Origin of the sequence: Mucilaginibacter sp. (assembly GCF_028288225.1) — a bacterium.
In the GTDB taxonomy this organism is placed as follows: Bacteria; Bacteroidota; Bacteroidia; order Sphingobacteriales; family Sphingobacteriaceae; genus Mucilaginibacter.
This window is the reverse complement of record NZ_JAQBOC010000095.1, coordinates 129,452-153,971: the sequence shown is the minus strand read 5'-3', so window position 1 is coordinate 153,971 and position 24,520 is coordinate 129,452. Positions and strand designations below refer to the sequence as shown.

Sequence of the window (24,520 nt, the reverse complement as noted above, 5' to 3'; positions counted from 1 at the left end):
CGCAGAATAACACCTCCTACAAATGGCCTGCTGCTCACTGTCAACTATTTCTGAAGTACCTCAAACCCTATGTGAACTGTATTGCCATTTCCATCCACAAGGGTAAGCTGATGTTTGCCTGGTGAAGGATTTAAAGCCATCTGGTGAAAATCCTTAGTTTCACCTACATATTTATCATCCAGGTGCCAGAAGATCTTAACACCTGCCTGCCTGTGGGCAGCATTAAAGATCACCCTGCCGCGACTGCCATCCGCTTCCAATGGCACATATATTTTTGCACCGTCTTTTGGGTAGATAACTTCCATTGGTGCAGCATTTTCGGCCTGTACACAATCCGGTCTGAAAGGTGGTAAAACTCTGTATTGGTAGTTTTTGGTCTTATAATAATATTCCATTGACGGAGGCAGCACAAGCCAGTTTTTATTAACGATTTGGTTTGGCGGGGCACAGTTGCCGGTTACCTGCCATTTTTCATCAGCACTTAAGTGTACCAATTGATGATAAGGGCAAACAAGTGCTTTTAACCCACTTTTAGGTACCCACATATCATCTGTATCATTGCAATATTCCCCGGCGCGGTAACCGCTTTGATGACATACTTTTATTTTTACCATCTCGCCAACCGGCATCTCAAACCAGTCGCGGGTAACGGGCAGTAGCCGGAAGATCTCAAAAAGGGCTGGGGCAGCAGTGCTGATCCCTGTTAAATTGGGTCTTCCTTCGCCATCAGTGTTACCAACCCATACGCCAACTACATATTTTGGTGTAATGCCAATTGCCCATCCATCCCTAAAACCAAAGCTGGTGCCTGTTTTCCAGGCAACCCGCTGGCTTGAGCTAAATTGCTGCCACAACATTTCTTCGCCTGGGCGCATAACTTCTTCCATAGCCTGAAAAGTATAATAAATTGAACCCGCATCCAGCAAGCCTGACTTTTCAAAGTCAGGATTCTTTTTTTCTGATGAGACGCTGTAAACCGGGTTATGATAATCCGTCGGATCATACCTGCCATTATATTTGCTATAATGATTTAGTATGCGCGCCATATCAGCATATACGCCACTTAGTTCCCACAAGGTGTTTTCGCCTCCACCCAAAATAAGCGACAGCCCATAATGATCTGCCGGCTTTTTTAATGTGGTGATCCCCATTTTTTGCAGCACATCGTAAAAGCGTTCATACTTAAATTGCTGCAGCATTTTTACCGCCGGCACATTTAATGAACGTGACAATGCCCTTGATGCAGGCACAGCGCCATCATACCCCAAATCAAAATTCTCCGGGTGATAACCAGCAATTTGTGTAGGGATATCAGGCATTAAGCTATTTGGCAGCAGCAAACCATCATGCAGCATTGAGGCATACAGCATGGGCTTTAATGTACTTCCCGGGCTTCGGGGAGCATTTACTACGTCTACATCACTCTCCATTTCCGGATCTTCCGGGTGGGCAATATTGCCGGCGTAGGCCAATGTTGCACCTGTTTCCACATCCAGCACAACTGCAGCAATATTATTTATATCATTAGCTTTTAAAACTTGGTGATGCCGTTCTAAGATCTCATTTACCTGTTGTTGTAATGCTGAACGAATACTGGTTCTCAATCTTGTTTCACCATGCCCGATAGTCTGATAATCTGATTTAAAACGTTGCAGCAGGTGAGGGGCAAGTTGCGGTAAAGGCATAGGCCTGTCGGGTACGGGCTCAAATTTGGCAAGAGCTGCTGTAGTAGAATCAATTATTCCCTGGTGATAAAGCTTATCCAAAAGCAGGTTACGCTTTTTTAACAGGATAGCCCGGTTTTTTCCAGGATGTACGAGCGAGGGCGAGTTTGGCAGTACCGCCATCGCTGCCATTTCACCCCAGGATAGTTTATCCGGACTGCGGCCAAAATAACGCCAGGATGCAGCATCAAGCCCTATAACATTACTGCCAAACGGGGCATTGCTTGTATAAAGAGACAGGATCTCGTTTTTGCTATAGCCTGCTTCCAGTCTCATCGCCATAAACATCTCGATCAGCTTATTCCAGATATTGCGTTTATGTTTAGTTGCCAGCCGGACTACCTGCATGGTTATGGTACTGCCACCACTTTTTACCCTTTTTGAATGAAAATTTTGTTTGATCGCCCTGCCTAATGCTAAAATGTCAAAACCCGGATGGCGCATAAAGCGCTTATCTTCAAAAGCTATGATGCATTCTTTAAATTTCTCTGGTACATCGGCATTGGGCGGGAACCGCCACTGCCCGTCGGTAGCAATGGCAGCACCGAGCAGTTGCCCGTCAGTATCGTCAATAACATAGGAGGTTGGACTATTGAATAATGGCTTTGGTAAGCAAAACCAGAATAGCAGGAACATGGCCAATAAAAACGAAAGTATTATTATTACTTTTGGTTTTTTAAGATAAGTTTTAATTCGATTTAAACCCAGTCGCATTTATTGGAATGAAGATAGAGAAATTATCAATTATTATCCCTGCATACAACGAAGGTAATACGATCCATTTAATTTTAGATAAAATTAAAGCTGTTAACCTGATTGATAATATTCGAAAAGAAGTGATCATTATAAATGATTTCTCTTCTGATCATACAGAACAGGCGGTCCAAAGCTATCAGCAAAATAATCCGGAATTATCTATAAGTTATTTTAAGCACGAACATAACAAAGGTAAGGGTTCTGCCTTGCACACAGGAATCTCAAAAGCAACAGGTGAATACCTCATTATCCAGGATGCCGACCTTGAATATGACCCTGAAGAATACAATGATCTGTTAAAACCAGTTTGTGCCGGATTTGCCGATGTAGTTTACGGATCCAGGTTCATGGGAAGCAATCCGCACAGGATCTTATTTTTCTGGCACACCATTGGTAACCGCTTGTTAACATTTGCATCAAACATGTTCAGTAACCTTAACCTTACCGACATGGAAACCTGTTATAAATTGTTTGATACCAAAATAATCCAATCCATCAAACTAACGGAGCAACGTTTTGGTTTTGAGCCGGAGGTTACCCAAAAGATTGCCCGCGTAGCTAAAATCAGGATCTACGAAGTTGGGATCTCTTACTATGGCCGCACTTACGAGGACGGTAAAAAAATTGGCTGGAAGGATGGAGTAAGGGCGATATACTGTATTTTGAAGTATGGGTTGTTTAAGATATAGTTGATTAAGTTGGATGGAGTTAGATTAAGTTGATTTAGTTAAGGTTTAGAAAGTTAATCCATCTCATTATTCTTTTTTCTTTTAATAAATTGAATATACCCATTTAATAGTTTGGAGCATTGGTCATATTCTGCCTGAAATGACTTTAGGAATTCCTCTGTTATTAATTCCTCATCCAATGCAACTATCATATGATCAAGTGTTTCAGATAATGAACCTCTTGCTATAATGCAAAACCGGATATTGTCCTGGTAATGAAAGCGTCCATGTCCCTCAGCAATATTATTTCCTATTGATCTTGAACATCTTATTATTTGATCAGTGAGCCTAAATTTTTCCTCCGATGGGAATTTTTTCACCAAAGCAGATACAATATTTCTTATCTTTCTTGCTTGTTTCCATGTTTCCAACTCTGTAAATGAAGCCATTCTCTAAGTAACCTTCCTAAAATTTTATAACCTAATCAACTCAATCTAACTTAATCACCCCAATCCAACTTACTTAACCACCACCACCCATTGCCCCTTTATCAAGGCAGTAATCGAATTATTATACATCGCCTCGCAATAGGTTGCGGGTAAATAATATTTACCGGCATAGGCTGCGTTTAGCATCACATAATAAGTCACTTCTTTGCCTTCCATCAAACTGAAATAAGTATTCACACGGTCATCCCTTATATCCCGGTAATCTGACGGGGAGGACGGAAATGCTTCTGCGCCGTTCATCATCCGGGTGTTCAGGATCTCCCATCCTGATGGGAAGATCTGTGTAAGTGCCAAATTATCATACCGACCACGTTTACCTGGATTCTTTATAGTTACCTGTGCTACAAAATCGGTTCCCTGTTTCAGACTGGCAGGATCTAATTGTTTGCCGCCAAGGGTGGTGTAGGCAATACGCATTTGTAAAATATCTTCATTAATCCGCGTTTGTACATCTTCTCCGGATGATGGCTGCCCCTGCTGGATCAGCCTGATGTACAGTTTATTGTTGCCGCTGTTTTTTAATGATACATTACCGCCCCTGGCATCAATAGGAAGCTGCCATAAATATGACTGTGAGCTAACGGTTAATTTTGAATTGCCCGCCTGGTAACTAAAAGATAACTTTGCTGAAGATTTGTGTTCGCCGCAATATTGAGCAATAGCAATCAATGAATAAGCCGTGGTTTGCGTGCTATACCAGCGGTCTTCTGAAAGTTGTGTAGCCACTGTTTGCAACAGACCGGAAGCTTTTTGCTGCTGCCCAAGCAAGGTGAGTGTCTCCAATATCATAGCCTCATCGCGCAGATCGGAACCATAAGTGCCATACATGGAATTGTAAGGCTTAACAGTTAACGGTAAGCCCGCAATCATTTGCAAGCCAATTTCTGGCTGACCAGCTAGTTTATAAGCTGCTGCCAACCGCCATTTTGCTTCAATACTCAAATATTTAAATTCTCTAAGCCGGTTCATCGCGCCGAGCTCTGGCGACCGTCCAAGGGCTAACAAATACAAACGGTAAGCCTGGACGAGATCCGCGCCATAAAAGCTCCTTGGATCAGGCGCCCAGGTTAGGGCCTTTTGTTTTTGATATTTTTTCCACTGATCTATAAAACCAAGCGGAAGACTATAGCCTTTTGCTTGTGCCACCAGCATAAAATGCCCGGCATAACTGGTGCCCCATTCGTCGGCCTCGCCAACACCCGGCCAATAGCTTAAGCCGCCACCGTTTACCTGGAAACCATTTAACCGGTTTATAGTCGCTTTTATATTACGTTCGGTTTCTGCCTTTTGCCTTGCTGTAAGGTCAAGCAACTGGTTAAGGAACAATTGGGGGAACGCCGATGATGTGGTTTGCTCAACACAGCCATAAGGATATTCTATCAAATAACTCAATCGTTTGGTAAGGTTTAAGGGTGGGATGGAAGCAACTTCTAACATAGCCTTATTGGTGCCATTTATGCCAATTGCTGAATATGCAGCGCTCCAGACTTCACCGGGTTTAAGCTCTTTCTCCTGGAGCCTGGTAACAGGCGGATTTGGATTGCGTACATTCAGTTCCACATCATAAGCAGCTGTTTCACCGCCACTTTTTGCTATTATCCTTACTTTACCAACGCCAACAAAATCTTTAACGCTAAGATCAAATGTTACCAGTTGATCGCCTGTTTTTGCAAAGGTGATCGTCTTTTGATTATTGCCGCCCAGGTTACTGAATGCGTTAGACTGTACCTGTATACTTACCGTTTTGATTCTGTTTTCCATAGCGAAAACAGTTACCGGCAACTGGATCTTTTCTGACGGGCCTAAAACCCTTGGCAGTGTAGCCAGGATCATTAAAGGCTTCTTAACCGCTACCACTTTCTCTGCACGGCCGTAACTACCATTGTGCCCGGCAATAACCATTGCTTTTACCGAGCCGATATACTGTGGTAAGGTAAAGGTATGTGTTTGCTTATCGCCTGCATCTAAATGGAACGGTCCTAAAAACTTCACAACCGGTTTAAAGCGGTTTACAGAAACGTTGCGGTTGGTGCCTGCTGTTCCATCACCGCCAATGCTTAAAATCCGCTCCAATCCGCCTCCGTAAGCGCCAATTATGTAATCAAACAAGTCCCATGTTTTTACACCCAGGGCTTCACGCGCATAAAATGTTTCATGCGGATCAGGGGTTTTATAATTGGTGATATCCAGCAAACCTTCGTCAACTATAGCAACCGTGTAGGTCATTTCCTTGCCCGATGCTTCTGATACGGTAATTGACGACTTCGTTTCCGGCCTGATCTTGTCAGGCATGCTGATAACCGGCTTTAAAATAGTTTCGGGGTTGTCAACGGAGAGCGGAATAGTGCCATACATCCTGATCGGCAAGTCATTAACTGTTTGCGAATGGCGCTGCAACAATGTAACGTTCACGAAAATATTGGGCGCCATATTTTCATCAATTTTAAAAGTATAGCGGGTTTGCCCTTTTTTGGTGTCTATCCATGCAGTTTTTAAAACCTTGCTGCCGGTTTCAAAGCTGATCAATGCCCGGCCATCGCTCATTGTAGGAATAGTAAGCGTAGCATTCTCACCAACTTTATAATTGGTTTTATCAGCTGTAAATGATAGCATAGCAGCTTCGGTAGGGTTGGTTTGCTGTAACCTTTCCGACCAATTTGACCAATCAACATACAATATTTTACCGGTTGAGTGCCCGGTTTCCTCGTCTTTAACCCTTATAAGGTACCGTCCCCAATCAGCCTGGTTAATATGCAGGTTCCATTTGCCGTGCCCGTTCACCACCTTTACCGTTGCTGTTTTTATCAGCTTGTTATATTTATCCTGGGTGAAATTGCTCATTTCATTGCCCGTTTCATCCCACCACCAGCGCCATTGAATCTTGTAAAGCTCCAGCTCAACATTACGTGTGCCTTCAAAAGGCTTGCCATTTACATCCACATCGGCAATGTCAATATCATGGTCTTTGTCAGTCACCAGCATGCCAGAAAGATCGCTGCCCTTTTCTGTTTTGATCCCCACATAACCCGGGTAAACATTGTATGGCATGCTTAATGACTGAATGCTAAAATTTCCGCCCGGTTCAAATACCTTAACTAAAAAGTTTGCGGTTAGCTGACCGGGAGCTTGTTTTTCAATGTTAATGTTGGTGTTTACTGATGCTTTCCCACTTTCATCAAGCCTGCTATCAAATATGGTTTGGGTTTGCGTGGTAAAGGCAAGGGTAGGATCATCAAAAACATAATCTTCGTAATTTTTAAAAGATGTTGTTTTGGGGGATAAAAAGGCATCAACTTTAGCCTTTAAGCTTTGCGCCGTGCCGCCAAACAGCCATTGTGCAGTTAAGTTACCGATCACATCACCACCCTTTGTTAATTCTTTTGCACCGCCAAATGATAAACCGATCTTCAAGCGGTTAGGCATTATGGTTTCAATCTTAACGCTCTTTTCAAATACAGCACCACCAACTTTTACCTTAGCCGACCAATTGCCTGTCGGAGATGAGGTTTCTGTAGCTGTATGAAAACTATAAAAGCCATCCAATGATTTGGTTTGGGTGATCCGCCGGTACAATTTTCCGTTAACATCATACAATTCAAACTGAACGGGAAGATCTGCCGGTAAGGTTTTTAGCTTATCTTCCAGTATAAACGACATAAATATCGAGTCGCCGGGGCGCCATACCCCGCGTTCGCCATAAATAAATCCCTTTAGTCCGCTTTGGATCTGCTCGCCTCCAACATTAAAGCGGGAAAGGGGTAACGAGCTGCCATCATCCAGCTTTAAATAGCCGCGTTCTTTGCCGTTTTTAGCAACCAGCAAGTAAGGCTTGCGCTTCATATCGAATTTGGCCAGGCCATCGCCATCTGTTTTGATTTTAAATATTACCTGTTTTTGGTAATCCAGCAATTCCAACTCAACGCCGCTCATTGGTTTGGCGCTTAGTATATTGGTTACTGCCACCAGCATGCCGTTATCGCTGCCGCGTTTGGCTATTAAGCCAATGTTTGATGCGATGATATTCCTAACAGCCCAGCGCTCTTTGGAGAAGTATGAATTGGTACAGGGATCATCGCGGTCCTTCCAGTTATAGCCATCAGGATAATAATTATCATATTTCGACCAAAAATTATCATCTTCATCGCTTATTGTGCCTGAATTACTACCAAAACTTCCGCTCCCTTCATAACCATATTCATCATCACCCTCTGTTTTTAACACCGGAGAACCGGCTTTACAATTGTATATGGAATAATCCTTTCTGAACCCGATTATTACCCGGTAAATAGCGCCGGGTTCGGTACGTAAAAGCTGGTCAATATCCAGCATAAAGCGGTTCTTTTTGCTTAGATTAAGACTTTTGTCCGCATCAAGCCTGATGATTTTTTGAACTACCGGCTTTCCAACATGCCGCAACTCTTCGCCGCCGTTAAAGCCGTTGTTCTGGAAATATTGGGGTACATTGTTCTCGTAGATCTTTATAATGCTTACGTCTACCGCATTCAGATTTGTGGCTTCAAAGGGCATCATCAGCTTACCAGAATCAGGCAAAATAACGCCTTTACCCGGAATAGTTACTGTAGGCAAGCGATTTTCAAAAAACACGTTGGCAGTAAATGCTTTTGTGATCTTTTTGCGCGATATATTTTCAACGCCCTCGTTTACAAATACGCTGTAATTTCCTTGCAGGCGCTCAGGCCCATAAACTTTTACAGTACTGCCTTCTATGGTGTATGCAGCATCGGCTACATTGCCAAGGCCTATCAATCCATTTAATTCCTGTCCGATCATTATGTTATCTGAGAACTGAACCAACACGTATTGATCGTTGTCCTGCATCGCTTTGATATCAAGCACCCTAAAATCACCAATAGCAGGAATGTCAAAACCCTGGTTGCCTTTTTTATCGATATTTAAGCTACTGCCATCCCAATTAACGGTGAGCTTGTTTATTATTCCGTTGCCGCGGTTTAATTGGGTTACTATAAAATGATGGGTTTTAGTAATGGAATTATGCTGCCAGGTTATGCTAACAGGATTTACAAAATTTGTACTGATTATCTTTTCTATTTCAGCAGGGTCTTCATTATCAGCAGTCTGGACGATACCACCAAGCTTCATTTTGTCGAGAGAAGTATTTGTAGCTGTTTGTAAACCGATAAAGGTTACTGTGTAGTCGGGTTTTATGGTTTGGAAATTGAATTTAAAATCTTTAAATTTTCCAGGTACATCAATTATTTTTTTTAATTTAAAATCGCCCGTGTAATTTTTATCGGGATCAAGTTTTCCTTCTGGTCTAAACTCAATGGTGCGGGCATCTATCCAGTATGCTTTACCCTTAATGGATGGAGAGAAGCTAAAGATATTATCACTCAATTGCGCATTCTGCTCATGGCTTACCTGTACCTCGCTGGCCAGCCTTATTTTAATGGTGCTCCTTTTGGATATTATCCCTGTGGTGTATGATTCAATGTATTTGCTGAATTCAGGATCGACGCTAGTTTTTTGGCGCTGGCGGAAAACTATAAAAACGACCAGAATTGCCAGTATAAGAAAAATACCGAGGCCGATTAATCCTTTCCGGCTACGGAAAAGGCTGTAGAAAGTATCCATGGATAGGTTATTTATTATCATGTAAATTATAAAATTAATGACAATAAAAAGGGTTGATTAAAAAAGATTTTTTGATCGCTGATTTAGATAATTCCAGGCTAATTCATTAATAAGAAAGCGAGATAAATTTCAGATTTCATCAGTTACAGAATATGAAATTTTCGTAGGTTCTACATTAGGCACACAGAAATTGGGGAAACTCCTGGAAAAAATAAAAGTATTTGCATTGATCAGGATGCAGTTAAAATAGCTGTTGAAATCAACAGTAAATTAAAGCTAAAAATTGATTTTACTAGTTATTTATAATGTGATTACACCGGTTGTTTTTTAAAATCGGTGTAATCAATCCAAAAATCAGTGTAATCCTTATAAAGCTTCTGATACAACCTCTGTAACCTCAGGCACCATACGTTTCAGTAAGTTTTCAATACCCGCTTTAAGTGTTACGGTAGATGAAGGGCAACCACTGCATGACCCACGCAACTCTACTGTTACCACACCTTCATCAAACGATTTATAAGTAATTGCACCACCATCCTGCTCAACAGCCGGGCGTACATAATCATGCAGTATCTGCTGGATCTTAACTTCAGTTTCTGAACCTTCAAAATCGCCTGCTTCGGCTTGTTCCTCTTCCTGAACTTTTAACTCAGACTCTACAGCACCCTTTACAAATTCCTTTAGTATTGGTAATATATCTTCCCAGTTGTCATCCTCAAACTTGGTTACGGTGACAAAATTGCTGGCAAAGAAAACACCGTTCACAAATGAAAACTTAAAAAGCTCTTTGGCAAATGGTGATTTTTCGGCACTTTCTTTTGTAGCAAAGTCAACGCTCCCATTTATAAGCAACTTGTTCACAATGAACTTTGTTGTTGCCGGGTTAGGGGTCGATTCTGTATATACGTTAATGTTCATCTTATTTTTTAATTAGTCTTATGTTAACAAATTTAAGCAGGTTTTTGATTTAAATATGCTTATTTTATTGTTATGACCGGATTGTGACTGATTGAGCGGAAAGCCGAAAGCAAAAAGCATAAAGCGAAAAAAGCTTTATGCTTTCACCTTTTCGCTTTATGCTTAAATCCCTGTATAATTACTTGGCGTTATCTTCTTCAGTTCTTCTTTAATAGCATCACTTACCTGCAGGCCATCAACAAAAGCGGCAATTGTTTGGGCATTAACTTTTGTGTTTGTACGGGTAAGCTCTTTTAATGCTTCGTAAGGGTTTGGATAAGCTTCGCGGCGCAATATGGTTTGGATAGCTTCGGCAACAACCGCCCAGTTGTCTTCCAGGTCGGCACTAATAGCGTCATTATTAAGCAACAGTTTGTTCAAACCTTTTACGGTTGATTTAATGGCAATTAAAGTATGTCCAACCGGTACTCCAATATTACGGAGCACTGTTGAATCGGTAAGGTCGCGCTGTAACCTTGAAATAGGCAGCTTGGCTGCAAAATGTTCGAACAATGCATTGGCAATACCAAGGTTACCCTCAGAATTTTCAAAATCAATAGGATTAACCTTGTGCGGCATTGCCGATGAACCAATTTCGCCCTCTTTTATTTTTTGCTTAAAGTAGTTCATGGATATATATGCCCACATATCCCTGTCCAGGTCTATCAGAATGTTATTGATCCTTTTTAAGGCATCGCATTGGGCTGCAAAATTATCATAGTGCTCTATCTGTGTAGTAAACTGCGAGCGGCTTAACCCTAAAATATCATTTACAAAATGATTGCCGAACGCTTTCCAGTCAATTTCAGCATAGCCAATATAATGCGCATTGTAATTACCTGTCGCACCGCCAAATTTGGCAGAATAAGGTATTGGTTTTAAATGGTTCAGCTGATTTTCAAGGCGCTCAACAAAAACCATTATTTCTTTTCCCAGGCGACTTGGTGAAGCCGGTTGTCCGTGGGTGCGCGCCAGCATAGATACCTTTTCCCAATCTGTTACATACTTTTTCAGTACATTAACCAGCTCATCAATTGCAGGGTAGTATGAATTATTTAATGCTTCCTTAAAGGAATAGGGGATTGCAGTATTGTTAATATCTTGCGATGTTAAGCCAAAATGAATAAATTCCTTATAAGCTTCAAGCCCAAGGTTATCAAATTTCTTTTTAATAAAATACTCAACTGCTTTAACATCATGGTTGGTTGTTTTCTCAATCAGTTTTATACTGGCCGCATCTTCTTCGTTAAAGTTATTATAAATGTCGCGTAACTTTTCTGCTGCATTTTTATCAAACTTTTGTAATTGCGGCAACGGATGTTCACAAAGGGCTATGAAATATTCAATTTCAACAAACACCCGGTATTTGATAAGCGCATATTCAGAAAAGTAATCAGCAAGCTCTGCTGTTGTATTACGGTAGCGGCCATCAATAGGTGAAATTGCTGAAAGAGGAGTAAGGGTCATGTTCTTTTAAATTTTTGCAAAGATAAGGATTTGGGTGATAGTAGCAGTTTTAAGTGGCAGTATTGAATTAGTGGCAGGTTTAAGTAGCAATAGCAGTTTTAACTAAAAAAATACTGCTACTACTTACTGTCACTGCTACTTCCTCCACAGGGATTGTCAGGTAAAGGTAATTTCAAATGGAAACTTTGAAATCTAAAAATGTTTCCTTAGTTTTGACCCTGAAAGTCAATGAGTCAAATAGAAAGAATAATTCAGGGCGGCGAGGAACTGTTTTTAACAGCAGGGATCAAGAGCGTAACGATGGATGATATAGCCAAACATTTGGGCATGTCAAAAAAAACCATCTACCAGTTTTTTAAGGATAAAAATGAACTGGTGATAGCTTTGGTAAAGAAAAAGCTAAAGGAAGATGAAGACCAGATATCGTCTATTATTAGTCAGTCGGGCAATGTTATTGAAGAGTTGATTAATATGATGAAGTGTTCAGAAGATATTTTTTCAAGGATCAACCCGATAGTTATACATGATATGCAAAAGTATCATCCTGATGCCTGGGCAGAGTTTCAAAAGTTCAAAGCCGAAGTTTTGATCAGCACGCTGGAAGAGCTTTTAACAAAAGGTATTAAGCAAGGTTACATAAGGCCTGATATTGACGCAAGGATTATAGCCAGGATGCGGGTGAGCCAGGTAGAAATGGGTTTTAATACTTCCATATTCCCGATGGCTGAATTTAACCCATGGAAGGTACAGGTGCAATTTTTAGAGCATTTTAATTATGGGATATGCACGCTTAAAGGTTATAAGCTTTTAAATCAGTATAAAAATATAAAAGAAGAATAAAAACACTGCTGACATAGGGCTGTCATTAATAGCCGCGATTTTTGGATCAGCATAAAAATAATAGCAAACAAATCACAATTATATAAAATGAAATATATACTAATACTAATGTGCCTGTTATGTGGAATGGTCTTAAAAGGCTTTTCGCAGCAAGCTCGACCCGATACACAAAAATTTAATTTTAGCATTCAGGATTGTATAAACTATGCTTATGAGCACCAGGATTCTATGCTAAACGCGTCGCTGGATATAAAAAGCGCCGATTACAAAGTAAAAGAAACTATCGGCATTGGATTACCCCAAGTAAGCGGATCGGCAGTTTTTCAGGATTATTTAAAAACGCCTACAGTTATTTTTGGTGGGCAGAAATTTAGTATTTACCAAAGATATAACAACACAAACAGTATCAATTTAACCCAGATCTTGTTTGACGGATCATATCTGGTCGGTTTACAAGCAGCTAAAACATATAAAGAATTATCACAACGTAGCTACACGCGGTCTAAAATTGAAGTGAACGTTAATGTAACCAAGGCTTATTACCAGGTACTTGTTAGTAATGAACAGCTTAGATTACTTGATGCCAATATTAAACAAATAAAGCAGCAATTGGACGAAACGATACAGCAAAACAAGCAAGGCTTTGTAGAAAAGATTGATGTAGACCGTTTAACCGTTCAATATAATACCTTGATTAGCAATATGGAAAATACTGTTCGTCTGCTCGTTTTAAATTATCAAATGTTGAAGTTTCAAATGGGAATGCCAATTGAAAACGAACTTATATTAAAAGATAAACTTGAGGATGTTAATCTCGCCAATAATCTGGCTGATTTTACAAGCGACACTACATTTTATCGCAACCGTATTGAATACGGACTTACCGAAACTAATCTGAAATTGAATCAATATGACCTGAAACGTAAGAAAACGACTTTAATTCCAACATTATCATTTAATGGAAGTACTGGATTACAATTTCAAAATGAAGCGATCGGGAAATTATTTAATACTAGTTATCCCTCAACTTACATTGGCGTTACTTTAAATGTTCCGATTTTTAGCGGTTTTCAAAAATCTAATCAGATAAAGCAATCGCAAATAACCGTTCTTAAATCTAAAAATGACTTGTACAACCTTAAAAATGCTTTAAGTCTACAAGCAAGTCAAGCGAGAATTACATATGTAAATGGCTTGCAAACCCTAAACGTCCAGAAACAGAACCAGGCGTTAGCCGAAGAAGTTTTGCGGGTGTCAAGAATTAAGTATCAGCAGGGGGTAGGCTCGAGCATCGAAGTAACCCAGGCTCAATCTGCGTTAGAAGACGCTGATAATAAATACATACAAGGCCTTTATGACGCGCTAGTTAGCAAAGTTGACCTCGATAAAGCATACGGACGAATAAAATAAATCAAACAATCACAATATACTATAGAACATGAAAAAAATATTATATATACCAGCTTTAATTTTACTTGCAGCTTGCTCCAATAAGCCAAAAGATAAAAAAACGGAGCTTGCCGAGCTGAAAAAACAACAGGCGGATCTAAGCTCAAAAATTACAAAATTGCAAGCGGAAGTAGGCACTACCGATTCAGCCAAAACTACAGATGTTAGCTCTGTAGTATTAAAGCCGGCAAATTTTACCAATTATGTCCAGATCCAGGGTAAAATTGATGCTCAGGATAATGTTACAGCTTACCCGCAGGCACAAGCTATTATTACCGGCATTTATGTTAAGCCCGGCCAGCATGTTAGCAAAGGACAAACATTGGTACAATTGGATAATAGTGTATTACAGCAAAATATTGCACAATCAGAATCACAGGTCACTTTAAATCAAACTTTGTTCCAGCGTCAAAAAAACCTATGGGATCAGAAAATAGGAACCGAGGTTCAATATTTACAGGCACAAACAACATTGCAAAGCAGTAAGAAAGCTTTGGCAGCACTTAAGCAACAGGCAGACCAATACCGGATTGTATCGCCAATTAACGGAACTGTTGATCAAATGGACCTTAAGCTTGGCCAGGCTGCGGCACCGGGACAAACAGGCATCCGTATTGTAAATGCCGATATTTTAAAAGTTAAGGCTGATGTTCCTGAATCATATGCAGGCACCGTTAATACAGGCAACACGGTAAAAATATTAATTCCCGATGCAAATGATTCATTGGTTACAAAAGTAACTTTTGCAGCCAAGGTTATTGACCCAACTTCTCGTAGCTTTGGTGTAGAAATAAAATTACCGGTGCGTAAAACTTTACGCCCGAACATGACGGCTATTATACAGATTGCCAATTACTCAAAGCCAAATATTATAGTGGCCCCGGTAAAAGCAATTCAAAAATCGGAAGCCGGTGATTATGTTTTTGTTAATAACAGCGGAATTGCAAAAAGAGTAAATGTTAAGGTTGGCGCTACTTATGGCGGACGGTCTGAAATATTATCAGGTTTAAAAAGCGGTGACGAATTGGTTACCGAAGGCGCCACTGAAATTGAAGATGGCGACAAAATAAAGATTTTAGCTTCTGGTAATTAATTAAATAACAATTGATCTGTTTATTATGAAAGATCTGAACAAAGAATTTGGGCCCTCAAGCTGGGCCATCGAAAACAAAACAGCCGTTTATGTACTCATATTTTTGATTACAGTATTGGGGCTTATCAGCTATAATAATTTGCCAAAGGAAAATTTTCCGGATATAGCGCAATCAAAGGTGTTTGTAACGACCCAGTTTTTAGGTCAGTCGCCACAAAACGTAGAGAATTTAGTTACGAGGCAAATTGAAAAGCAATTAAAATCATTAAAAGGTTTAAAGAAAGTAACCTCTAATTCAGTTCAAAATGTATCTATAATTACAGCTGAATTTCAGGCGAATATCAAAGTTAAAGATGCTAAAATTGATGTAAAGGATGCAGTAGATAAGGCTAAACAGGATTTACCGCAGAATGACGTCAATCTTAAGGAATCAGTTATATCTGATATTAACGTTGCCGATCTGCCTATTTTATACATTAATATATCAGGCGATTACGATCTGAAAAGGCTTAAGGAGTATGCTGACATCCTAAAAGATGAAATAGAAAGCTATAAAGAGATCTCTAAAGTTGATGAAGTGGGTGCTTTAACCCCCGAAATTCAAATCAATGTCGACATGAATAAGATGGCTGCTGCTCAAATCAGCTTCAATGATATTATTCAGGCAATAGGGAACGAAAATATTTTATCATCTGCAGGCAGTGTTAAAAGTGATGGCGTACGACGCAGTATTGACATTAAGCAGGATTTTAAAAATGCAGATGAGGTAAAAGCAATGGCTATAAGAAACCCCAAAGGACAGGCAGTTTATCTGCGTGATATAGCCGATGTAAAAGATTCATTTTTAGAGCAGGAGAGCTATGCACGTTTAAAAACCAATGATAACCCAAACTTTAAAAATGTAATTACATTAAACGTTAGTAAAAGGGCCGGCGAAAATTTGATCGAGGCATCAGACAAAATAAATCAACTAATAAAGCAAAAACAAAAAACAGTTTTCCCTAAAGGATTAAATATCACCGTTACCGGGGATCAGTCTGATAAAACACGTACCACGCTTAATGATTTAATTAATACAATTGTAATCGGTTTTTTGCTGGTAACCATAATCCTGATGTTTTTTATGGGGACTACCAATGCCATATTTGTAGCATTATCCGTTCCTTTATCTTGTTTTATTGCCTTTTTAGTGATGCCGGTCATCGGGTTTACGCTAAATATGATCGTGCTGTTCTCCTTCCTGCTGGCATTAGGTATTGTTGTTGATGATGCCATTGTGGTAATTGAAAACACGCACCGGATATTTGCCAATGGGAAAATACCGATAAAGCAGGCAGCTAAAATGGCTGCAGGTGAGGTGTTTTTACCTGTGTTTTCGGGTACAATGACTACCCTGGCTCCATTTGTTCCATTAGCCTTCTGGAATAGTTTGATAGGACACTTTATGTTTTTTTTACCTATTACGCTGATTATAACCTTACTTGCATCATTGGTGGTAGCTTACATTATGAATCCTGTATTTGCGGTGGATTTTATGAAACCGCACTACGAAGGTGAACATGATAATCCCAAATTTGACAGGAAGGTAAAACGTGCATTAATATTTTTAGCTATTGCAACTGTTCTTGGTTATCTGATCAACGTAGGGTTTGGTAATTTCATGGTACTCATCATATTTTTATACCTGCTAAATCACTTTGTGTTGCTGAGGATCATTGACAAGTTTCAGAAAAATGCCTGGCCACGCTTCAAAAACTGGTACGCTAAATGGCTGGAGCGAGCTGTTCGTCGTCCGGTGCTGGTGCTTTTTCTCACTTTTGGCTTATTTATATTTGCCATAGTATTGATGGTTGTTAGAGGTAAAACCCCTGAATTTTTCCCTTCGGGTGATCCTAATTTTGCTTATGTTTATATAACGATGCCAATTGGCACTGATCAGGCTTATACCAATGAGGTAACCAAAAAACTCGAAAAGCGTGTTGCAGAAGTGGTTGAGCCCGATAAGGCTATTGTAACATCCATCATATCCAATGTTACCAAGGGCGTTACCGATCCAACTGATGAAGATCAGGGCGATTACGAAAATAAGGGAAAGGTAACCGTTGCCTTTGTAGAGTTTGGTAAACGAAATGGGAAAGACACTAAAAAGGTTTTGGCTAATATTCGTGCAGCAGTACAGGGTGTTCCCGGTGCAAAAATATCCGTAACCCAGGAAAACAGCGGGCCGCCAGTTCAAAAGGATATCAGTATTGAGCTTATTGGTGATAACCTTGACTCATTAGTAAAAACGGGAAATCGCTTAAAAGCATTCATCACTAAGCAAAATATTGCTGGTATTGAAAATCTTGTTGCCGATGTACAAAACGACAAACCTGAAATTGTTTTTGATATTGATCGTGAAAGAGCTAATCGTGAAGGCATTTCCACAAAAACAATTAATGATAACCTTCAGGCAGCTGTTTTTGGAATTCCTGCTGCAAATTTCAGGAATACCAAGGAAGATGATTATAAAATACAAGTAAGAGCGTTAGAAAGTCAACGTGGAAATATTGATGAACTCCGTAATTTGAAAGTTACTTATCGCGACCTTGCAACGGGAGGCGCTATCCGACAGGTGCCGATATCCGCTTTTACAGATGTCCGTTATACCACCACATACAGTAACATTAAACGTAAGCAGCAAAGACGCGTACTTACCTTAGGTTCAAACGTGATCAAGCCATTTAATCCCAATGATGTTAACGCAAACATACTTCGGGCTATAGGTAATTTTAAAGCACCTGATAATATTTCCATCAGGCAAGGCGGTGGTCAGGAAGATCAAATGGATGCAATGAACTTTCTATTAGGTGCATTAGCCACATCATTCGGTTTAATATTGATCATATTAATGATGCAGTTTAACTCTGTTGGCAAAACATTTATCATCATCAGCGAGATCTTCTTTAGTATAATTGGGGTATTGCTGGGGGTAAGCATTTTCGGGATGACTATGTCTATTGTAATGACGGGTGTGGGTATTATAGCGCTGGCAGGTGTGGTAGTGCGAAACGGGATCTTGCTGGTTGAGTTTACCGATATGCTGATAGCGCAGGGCGTAAGCCTTCATGATGCTGTTGTGGAAGCCGGGCATACCCGTATGACTCCGGTATTATTAACAGCAACTGCTGCCATATTGGGTTTAATACCCTTAGCAGTAGGTTTCAATATTGATTTTGTTGGCTTATTCACCCATTTTGCGCCGCATATTCACTTTGGTGGTGATAACGTAGCTTTCTGGGGCCCGTTAGCATGGACAATGATCTTTGGTTTAGGCTTTGCAACCATTATTACCTTAATATTAGTGCCTTGTATGTATATTATAAGGGTTAACATTAAAAATAAATTATTCGGCAAAAAAGAAAAAGTAACAGAAGAAGAATTTGAAGAAGCTACTGCCTGATAATTGAGAATCCGACATTAAAAACAGCCTTTCAATAATCTGGAAGGCTGTTTTTTATTGATCCGAAATTTAAGATCTGTTTTTCAGGTTAGTTACCTACGCAGTATATTAGCCAGTTTATAAAAACGTCTATGATACCTGGATCTTGTATAAAGAGCATCATAAACAACGCCGGTTGCCAGGGCATATACTGCATGGTGTAAACCATCAATGGCTATAGCCCCAGGGGCTTGTTCGATAACAGGCGGACTGGCCTTAAACGCCGGCAGCATAACCATAGAAGTACCCCAAATTGTTGCGAAATGAACCGCCGTTGCAGGTAAGCCTTTTAAACCTATAAGGCCAATTATTCCGCGGGCTATGCCCCATACAGTACCGTATGCCCAATGAATTTCCTGTGATACTTTTTCTTTTTGTTCTTCATCTGCAGGTTTAATGCCGGCGGTTTTCTTTGCTACCTTAACAGGAGCTTCACTTGGCTCCCTTTTAGTTATTTTCATTTCAATTGCCTGCGATAAAGTAATGGCGGCCGTACCTGCCAGGCCAGCAAGCAGGCCAATCCCTATCGCTGCACTTAATTCGCCTAAAACATTATTTTCACGAATTTTCATATTGTTGATGTTTATTCTATGAGTAACAAAAATTATCAATTATTGATTTATAATTATCATAAACATTAAGGGAGTACTATTTTAGGAATGATTGTTGTATTTGTAATTACTAAAAGATTAGTAAAAAAAAAATCAGGTAGTATGAAACAGCTGAAAATATCAAAACCATTTTGTCAGGTATTAGCATTAGGTGTACTGGCAGGTACGCGCGCAACTTCGGCACCTGTTATTACCAGCCACATTTTAAGTCGGCATCAATCTAAACAACTTTCTAAATCACCGTTAAGCTTCATGCAATCGGGCAGTGTAGCCCTGATAATGAAGATCTTAGCGGCGGGTGAATTGGTAGGTGATAAATTACCTAATACACCAAACCGTACCAGCGCCGGCGGAATAATAGGCAGGTTCTTGTCAGGTTCATTAGCGGGAGCATCTATCTATAAAGCAACAGGCAAAAACGCATTAACAGGGGCCTTGCTGGGTTCAGTAGCGGCACTTGGCTCAACATTTGGAAGTTACTATTTACGCAAATTTACAGTTAATAAAACTCATGTTTTTGATCCTTATATAGGTGCAATTGAAGATGCTTTAGTGATAGGTGCGGGCACCGGCTTAATCATTACAGCGTAATTTTGTTACCATATTGTAGCATTCATCTGTTCAGAATCGTATGTATATTTAGAAAAATTGATAGTTTTGTTAAAAAAGTCAGGATATAGGATGACCAATTTACCTTACACAGTATACTACTATATAATTACTTAAAATGATTTCAGCTACAGATCAGCAGGATGTAAAAAAGGAGAAGATTTTAGAAGCTGCCCACCACAGGTTTTTACACTTTGGTTATTCAAAAACCACGATGAATGAAATAGCTGGCGACCTTTCAATGTCAAAGGCGTTGCTTTATTATTACTTTCCGGATAAAAGTCAGCTGTATGTTGCTGTTATGCGTAAAGTTGCAGATGATTATTTAAAAAAATTAGCTGATAAAATAAACACCTTTGCTGATTTAAAGGAAGCTTTTATATTCCAAATTGATACGCAACATGATTTTATTGTAACAAACTATAATTTTTTTGATTTCTTCAGGTTGAATGAACAAAATTTGCCCGATATGATTTGGGAAATTGTTAAGCAGGTGCATGAATCAGAAATAGAGTTGTTGGTTAGCGCTATAAAGACAGAGGTTGAAAGAGGGCAGATTAAGCCGGTTGCCAATCCAAATGAAGTTGTTGATCTTTTGTTGGATGCTTTGCATGGGGTTAGGGCGAAATCTTTATCCCATAAAAAAACAATGTTCCCCAATAAAGAGCACCTGGATGAGATCAGATCAAAACGGTTATTGCTTGCCGATATATTCATTAAAGGATTGATGTATTAATCTCATCTTGCCGGGATACTGTCACCTGCCAGTCAAAAGAAGCCTGCAAATATTTAATAGAAAAACATTATTTAATATATTTGACTAAATAATTTATTTAGTCAAAAACTATTTGAATTATTTAAATACTTCTAATTATAGAGGTGATTGTTTTAGAGTGATTGAAGCAGGCCCGAAAATATTCCGGGCCTGCTTTTTTAATTTACAGGCCTTAAATTTTATGTCTGTTTCAACCTGTCAGAATTAACCAAAGAACAAATAAGCAACAAAAATTGCTGCAATAATTCCGGCAAGATCGGCAAATAAACCGGCCGGAATAGCATAACGGAATTTTTTGATCCCCACAGACCCGAAATAAAGGGCTGCAATATAAAATGTAGTATCAGCCGAACCGTTGAATACGCAGCCGAGACGCCCGGCAAAACTATCTGGCCCATAGGTAGTCATGATATTTATCATCATCCCTTTCGAGCCTGATCCGCTGAGCGGCTTCATATACGCTACCGGCATGGCATCAACAAAGCGGGTATCCAGGCCCAATTGAATCACAACCCACCGTAAGCCATCATTCATATAATCCAAAGCGCCGCATGCACGAAAAACAGCTATACCAACAAGCATAGCAACCAAGTAGGGTATTATTTTAACAGATGTTTCAAAGCCGCTTTTCGCACCATCAATAAAGGCTTCAAAAACGTTTATCTTTTTTAATAGGGCGCCTGTAATAAATATAACAGGTATTGAATACAGCATTAAGTTACTGGCCACTTTTGATACCAGGCCAATTTGCCCCTTTGTTAAAAACTCAGTAAAATACCAAACCAGTAAAACAATAAAGCAGGTAATGCCACCAAGCCAGCCAATTATCACCCTGTCAAACAGGTTTATTTTTTGTTTTATGGCAACCAGCAGCATGCCCGACATTGCTGATACAAATGTTGCTATAATACAAGGAATAAAAATGTCAGTAGGGTCTTTTGCGTTCAAAATGGCGCGCTGGGCAATTATGGTAACCGGCAATAGCTGCAAGCCAGAGGTTAGCAACACCAGGTACATTATTTGCGCGTTTGAAGCAGTCTCTTTGTCTTTATTTAAATCCTGCAGGCTGCTTATAGCTTTAAGGCCAAGCGGGGTGGCTGCATTATCAAGCCCTAATAAATTTGCCGAAAAACTCATTAGCACCTGCCCGGTAGCCGGGTGGTTTTTAGGAACTTCGGGGAAAAGTCGGCTAAAGAACGGGCCTACTATGCGCGAAAGAAACCTGATAGCGCCCGCCTTTTCACCAATATTCATAATACCCAGCCACAAAGCCATGTTACCTGCTAAAGGCAATGCTATAGTCATTACTGATGACTTGGACGAATCAAACATCGCGCTAACCAAGTGTGAGAAGATCTCGGTATCACCAAAAAATATAAGCCTGGTGAGTGCTATTACAAATGCAATAAGGAAAAATGCTATCCAGATATAATTAAGGGCCATGTTAAATATTCAAGGTTTGAAGATAAAGTTTTTTGATAATTAATTGCGAATAACCATCTTTAAATTGAATTTAAAACTTCGGTGGCTTTGATCCGTTTATATATAATTTACCATGATTGATACTGTAAAAAAATTGAATGATACCATTGACTATCTTTTAAACGCAGATATTGATGCTATTAATTGGACATACAAGCCAGGGCCCGAAAAATGGTCAAAAAAACAAATTATCGGCCATTTAATAGACAGCGCTCAAATTAACCTGCAACGCTTTGTGCGTTGCACTTATGAAGAAAATTTCAGGTTGACATATGAGCAGGTGAAATGGGTTGATGCACAGCATTACCAGAAAGCGAATGTTAATGAATTATTAGGTTTATGGAAATTATTAAACCTGCAGATTGCACGTGTATTATTAAACTATCCTGCCGAAAGATTACAGGCAAAATGTGATAACAGCAAAACAACTGCAAGCTTGCATTCGGTTGAGTGGCTTGCTGCAGATTATGTAGAGCACATGAAGCATCATTTAAAACAAATAATTAATTTAAAAGAGCTATGAACACGCTAACTGAAACCTGGCAAATTCACAACCGCATTAATTTGTATTTGCTTGATGGTATTGATGAAGCGTATTTGAATGATGTATCTGCTTCAAAAGGGCGAACTGTTGGTGAGCAATTTGCGCATTTACATAATGTACGTCTGATGTGGTTAAAAGTGGCAGACCCTTTACTTTTAGGCACACTTATTAAAATAGAAAAAGAGAATATAAGCAAGGATATATTGGTAACAGGGATGAAAACCAGTGGGATTGCAATAGAAACGTTGTTTGAAAATGCTTATGCCGATGGTAAAATAAAAGGCTTTAAACCGCATGCTACCGGTTTTTTAGGATACCTTGTTTCACATGAATCTCATCATCGCGGACAAATTATGCTTGCTTTAAAACAATCAGGTCATCCGGTAGATAAAAAAGTACAATACGGTATATGGGAATGGGGGACAAGATAATAACACAGCCGACAGGGTATTCGGGTACCCCGTTAGCTAAAAAGCTGGGCATTAAGCCGGCATTTAATATGATGCTTATCAACGCGCCTGCTTATTATTTTGATCTGTTTACTGATTTACCTGCTGATGTGCAAATAAATGATGATGTGATAGATAAAAAAGACCTCATCCATTTTTTTACAAAACAAAAAGATGATTATATAAGCATATTGCCCGGGCTAAAGGATCAAATTAAGCCCAACGGTATTATCTGGATCTCGTGGCCCAAAAAAGCATCTAAAATTGTTACTGATATTACAGAGGACATCATTCGTAACTATGCCATACAAACCGGACTTGTTGATATAAAAGTATGTGCTGTTGACGAAATATGGTCGGGCTTAAAATTGGTTATACCCGTTAAGGATAGGGGGTAGTTGGAATTGTTGTAAGGGTTGTAGAAGTTAAAATGTAATATTTTTTACAACTATTACAACTTCTAAAACCCTTACAACCTCTCCCAACTAATTATATGCCGTAATATGCTTATCACCAACAACCTGGATATCATAATCCTTCCTCATGGGGTCATAAGGCATAGTATCATTTATAGTGATGTAAATGTTGCCCAGTTCTTTTACCGTGTACGTCTGAACATCAGCAGCCATACCGTCTTTTATCAAATATTGAGAAATAGATTCGCGGATGAGGTTGTATTGATTTAGCTCATTTGTTTCAATTTCAATAAACAGGCGTCTTCCATCTGCCCGGAGAGAAATATTATTGTGAGTGCCCCCTGGCAGCGTTAAGGCATATTTCCTGTTTTTTGTATCATTATCCTTTTTAGCGATGATATATCCTTTGGCTATCAAAAAAGTATCAGCCTGGTGTATATTATTGTTTAGCAGGTATTTAATATCATCGTATGAGATCAGGCTTTTTTGGCTGAAGCCTTGCAATGCTGATAATATTAAAATGACAAAAAAGATACACCTCATAATACGATGTTAATATTACATCCAAGTTAAACTTTCATCCCGGTAAAGTATTACCTTAGCTTCATTGTTACAAAAAAGTATATGCCTAAAATAGAACTTTCTCGCGTAAAAGGCGATTTCGGCTTCGAGGCCAAAGATGAAAATGGACATGTTGTAAGGATGGATAGCAGCCCTGAAAGCGGTGGCTGGGATTTTGGCGTACGCCCCATGCAAATGCTGCTTATGGGGCTTGCAGGTTGTTCAGCCATTGATGTTATTGCCATATTAAAGAAACAGCGCCAGGAAATTAAGAATTACAAAATGATTGTTAATGGTGAGCGGGAGGCTGGGAAAGAACCATCGTTATGGAAAGATATTAATATTGAATTTCACCTATATGGTAATATTGACGAAAATAAAGCCATAAAAGCTGCAGAGTTATCACTTAATAAATATTGCTCCGTAGCAGCCACTTTAGATAAAGCAGGCGCCCAAATTAAGTGGCGGGTATTTGTACACTCGGCCTGATAGCAGGTACAAATTTGTTACAACATG

The 24,520-nt window shown here is 39.6% G+C and carries 19 protein-coding genes; 11 read left to right on the top strand and 8 right to left on the bottom strand.

What is annotated here, in order from left to right; genetic code table 11:
* Positions 1–44: 44 nt before the first annotated feature.
* Positions 45–2,360: a penicillin-binding protein 1C gene (gene pbpC, locus JWQ54_RS28710; protein ID WP_299591496.1), complete on the bottom strand. Its 2,316-nt coding sequence runs from the start codon at positions 2,358–2,360 to the stop codon at positions 45–47.
* An 86-nt stretch (positions 2,361–2,446) separates the two neighbouring features.
* Between pbpC and JWQ54_RS28705 the strand changes: the two genes are divergently transcribed.
* Positions 2,447–3,169: a glycosyltransferase family 2 protein gene (locus JWQ54_RS28705; RefSeq protein ID WP_299591494.1), complete on the top strand. Its 723-nt coding sequence runs from the start codon at positions 2,447–2,449 to the stop codon at positions 3,167–3,169.
* A 53-nt stretch (positions 3,170–3,222) separates the two neighbouring features.
* Here JWQ54_RS28705 and JWQ54_RS28700 read toward each other — a convergent pair whose 3' ends face one another.
* From JWQ54_RS28700 to purB, 4 genes are all read right to left on the bottom strand, one after another.
* Positions 3,223–3,597: a four helix bundle protein gene (locus tag JWQ54_RS28700; protein WP_299591492.1), complete on the bottom strand. Its 375-nt coding sequence runs from the start codon at positions 3,595–3,597 to the stop codon at positions 3,223–3,225.
* A gap of 69 nt (positions 3,598–3,666) precedes the next feature.
* Positions 3,667–9,270, bottom strand: coding sequence for an MG2 domain-containing protein (locus JWQ54_RS28695; protein WP_299591490.1), 5,604 nt, complete (start codon positions 9,268–9,270; stop codon positions 3,667–3,669).
* A 366-nt stretch (positions 9,271–9,636) separates the two neighbouring features.
* Positions 9,637–10,188, bottom strand: coding sequence for a NifU family protein (locus tag JWQ54_RS28690; RefSeq protein WP_299591488.1), 552 nt, complete (start codon positions 10,186–10,188; stop codon positions 9,637–9,639).
* A gap of 162 nt (positions 10,189–10,350) precedes the next feature.
* Positions 10,351–11,694, bottom strand: coding sequence for an adenylosuccinate lyase (purB, locus tag JWQ54_RS28685; RefSeq protein ID WP_299591486.1), 1,344 nt, complete (start codon positions 11,692–11,694; stop codon positions 10,351–10,353).
* 228 nt (positions 11,695–11,922) lie between these two features.
* On the opposite strand from purB, the gene JWQ54_RS28680 reads away from it, so the two are divergent.
* The 4 genes from JWQ54_RS28680 to JWQ54_RS28665 all read left to right on the top strand — a co-directional run bounded on the left by JWQ54_RS28680 (position 11,923) and on the right by JWQ54_RS28665 (position 18,518).
* Complete coding sequence (locus JWQ54_RS28680) at positions 11,923–12,534, top strand: TetR/AcrR family transcriptional regulator (RefSeq protein WP_299591484.1); 612 nt, start codon at positions 11,923–11,925, stop codon at positions 12,532–12,534.
* An 87-nt stretch (positions 12,535–12,621) separates the two neighbouring features.
* A complete protein-coding gene (locus JWQ54_RS28675) occupies positions 12,622–13,944 on the top strand; it encodes a TolC family protein (protein ID WP_299591482.1) in 1,323 nt (440 codons plus the stop codon).
* 28 nt (positions 13,945–13,972) lie between these two features.
* Positions 13,973–15,076: an efflux RND transporter periplasmic adaptor subunit gene (locus JWQ54_RS28670; RefSeq protein WP_299591480.1), complete on the top strand. Its 1,104-nt coding sequence runs from the start codon at positions 13,973–13,975 to the stop codon at positions 15,074–15,076.
* A gap of 25 nt (positions 15,077–15,101) precedes the next feature.
* Complete coding sequence (locus JWQ54_RS28665) at positions 15,102–18,518, top strand: efflux RND transporter permease subunit (protein WP_299591478.1); 3,417 nt, start codon at positions 15,102–15,104, stop codon at positions 18,516–18,518.
* 92 nt (positions 18,519–18,610) lie between these two features.
* On the opposite strand, the gene JWQ54_RS28660 is transcribed toward JWQ54_RS28665, so the two are convergent.
* Positions 18,611–19,129: a hypothetical protein gene (locus JWQ54_RS28660; protein WP_299591476.1), complete on the bottom strand. Its 519-nt coding sequence runs from the start codon at positions 19,127–19,129 to the stop codon at positions 18,611–18,613.
* Between the two features lie 141 nt (positions 19,130–19,270).
* Between JWQ54_RS28660 and JWQ54_RS28655 the strand changes: the two genes are divergently transcribed.
* On the top strand, positions 19,271–19,759 hold the full coding sequence (locus JWQ54_RS28655; protein WP_299591474.1) for a DUF4126 family protein: 489 nt from the start codon (positions 19,271–19,273) through the stop codon (positions 19,757–19,759).
* 136 nt (positions 19,760–19,895) lie between these two features.
* A complete protein-coding gene (locus tag JWQ54_RS28650; protein ID WP_299591472.1) occupies positions 19,896–20,513 on the top strand; it encodes a TetR/AcrR family transcriptional regulator in 618 nt (205 codons plus the stop codon).
* A 243-nt stretch (positions 20,514–20,756) separates the two neighbouring features.
* On the opposite strand, the gene JWQ54_RS28645 is transcribed toward JWQ54_RS28650, so the two are convergent.
* Positions 20,757–21,995: a nucleoside recognition domain-containing protein gene (locus JWQ54_RS28645; RefSeq protein WP_299591470.1), complete on the bottom strand. Its 1,239-nt coding sequence runs from the start codon at positions 21,993–21,995 to the stop codon at positions 20,757–20,759.
* 112 nt (positions 21,996–22,107) lie between these two features.
* Here JWQ54_RS28645 and JWQ54_RS28640 point away from each other — a divergent pair, with 112 nt between their 5' ends.
* Genes JWQ54_RS28640 through JWQ54_RS28630 form a run of 3 tightly spaced genes read left to right on the top strand, consistent with a single transcriptional unit; the run spans position 22,108 to position 23,425 of the window.
* On the top strand, positions 22,108–22,557 hold the full coding sequence (locus tag JWQ54_RS28640) for a DinB family protein (protein WP_299591468.1): 450 nt from the start codon (positions 22,108–22,110) through the stop codon (positions 22,555–22,557).
* Positions 22,554–23,009 (top strand): DinB family protein, encoded by a 456-nt coding sequence (locus JWQ54_RS28635; protein ID WP_299591467.1) that lies wholly within the window; start codon positions 22,554–22,556, stop codon positions 23,007–23,009. The genes JWQ54_RS28640 and JWQ54_RS28635 overlap by 4 nt, the downstream gene beginning before the upstream one ends.
* Entirely contained in the window at positions 22,994–23,425 is a 432-nt protein-coding gene (locus JWQ54_RS28630; RefSeq protein ID WP_299591465.1) for a DUF3052 domain-containing protein, read from the top strand. The genes JWQ54_RS28635 and JWQ54_RS28630 overlap by 16 nt, the downstream gene beginning before the upstream one ends.
* A gap of 87 nt (positions 23,426–23,512) precedes the next feature.
* On the opposite strand, the gene JWQ54_RS28625 is transcribed toward JWQ54_RS28630, so the two are convergent.
* The gene (locus JWQ54_RS28625; RefSeq protein WP_299591463.1) at positions 23,513–23,986 is read right to left on the bottom strand and encodes a hypothetical protein; all 474 of its coding nucleotides are present in this window, start codon (positions 23,984–23,986) and stop codon (positions 23,513–23,515) included.
* 81 nt (positions 23,987–24,067) lie between these two features.
* On the opposite strand from JWQ54_RS28625, the gene JWQ54_RS28620 reads away from it, so the two are divergent.
* Positions 24,068–24,493 carry an OsmC family protein gene (locus JWQ54_RS28620; protein WP_299591461.1) on the top strand — a complete coding sequence of 142 codons (426 nt, stop codon included), beginning with the start codon at positions 24,068–24,070 and terminating at the stop codon, positions 24,491–24,493.
* The last annotated feature ends 27 nt before the right edge of the window (positions 24,494–24,520 follow it).

Bases quoted from the DNA above. Each gene is read 5' to 3' on its own strand.
- JWQ54_RS28625 (WP_299591463.1), bottom strand. From the start codon at position 23,986: ATGAGGTGTATCTTTTTTGTCATTTTAATATTATCAGCATTGCAAGGC.
- JWQ54_RS28630 (WP_299591465.1), top strand. From the start codon at position 22,994: ATGGGGGACAAGATAATAACACAGCCGACAGGGTATTCGGGTACCCCG.
- pbpC (WP_299591496.1), bottom strand. From the start codon at position 2,360: ATGTTCCTGCTATTCTGGTTTTGCTTACCAAAGCCATTATTCAATAGT.
- JWQ54_RS28650 (WP_299591472.1), top strand. From the start codon at position 19,896: ATGATTTCAGCTACAGATCAGCAGGATGTAAAAAAGGAGAAGATTTTA.
- JWQ54_RS28620 (WP_299591461.1), top strand. From the start codon at position 24,068: ATGCCTAAAATAGAACTTTCTCGCGTAAAAGGCGATTTCGGCTTCGAG.
- JWQ54_RS28635 (WP_299591467.1), top strand. From the start codon at position 22,554: ATGAACACGCTAACTGAAACCTGGCAAATTCACAACCGCATTAATTTG.
- JWQ54_RS28690 (WP_299591488.1), bottom strand. From the start codon at position 10,188: ATGAACATTAACGTATATACAGAATCGACCCCTAACCCGGCAACAACA.
- JWQ54_RS28655 (WP_299591474.1), top strand. From the start codon at position 19,271: ATGAAACAGCTGAAAATATCAAAACCATTTTGTCAGGTATTAGCATTA.
- JWQ54_RS28675 (WP_299591482.1), top strand. From the start codon at position 12,622: ATGAAATATATACTAATACTAATGTGCCTGTTATGTGGAATGGTCTTA.
- JWQ54_RS28705 (WP_299591494.1), top strand. From the start codon at position 2,447: ATGAAGATAGAGAAATTATCAATTATTATCCCTGCATACAACGAAGGT.
- JWQ54_RS28645 (WP_299591470.1), bottom strand. From the start codon at position 21,995: ATGGCCCTTAATTATATCTGGATAGCATTTTTCCTTATTGCATTTGTA.
- JWQ54_RS28660 (WP_299591476.1), bottom strand. From the start codon at position 19,129: ATGAAAATTCGTGAAAATAATGTTTTAGGCGAATTAAGTGCAGCGATA.
- JWQ54_RS28695 (WP_299591490.1), bottom strand. From the start codon at position 9,270: ATGGATACTTTCTACAGCCTTTTCCGTAGCCGGAAAGGATTAATCGGC.
- JWQ54_RS28700 (WP_299591492.1), bottom strand. From the start codon at position 3,597: ATGGCTTCATTTACAGAGTTGGAAACATGGAAACAAGCAAGAAAGATA.
- JWQ54_RS28680 (WP_299591484.1), top strand. From the start codon at position 11,923: ATGAGTCAAATAGAAAGAATAATTCAGGGCGGCGAGGAACTGTTTTTA.
- JWQ54_RS28665 (WP_299591478.1), top strand. From the start codon at position 15,102: ATGAAAGATCTGAACAAAGAATTTGGGCCCTCAAGCTGGGCCATCGAA.
- purB (WP_299591486.1), bottom strand. From the start codon at position 11,694: ATGACCCTTACTCCTCTTTCAGCAATTTCACCTATTGATGGCCGCTAC.
- JWQ54_RS28670 (WP_299591480.1), top strand. From the start codon at position 13,973: ATGAAAAAAATATTATATATACCAGCTTTAATTTTACTTGCAGCTTGC.
- JWQ54_RS28640 (WP_299591468.1), top strand. From the start codon at position 22,108: ATGATTGATACTGTAAAAAAATTGAATGATACCATTGACTATCTTTTA.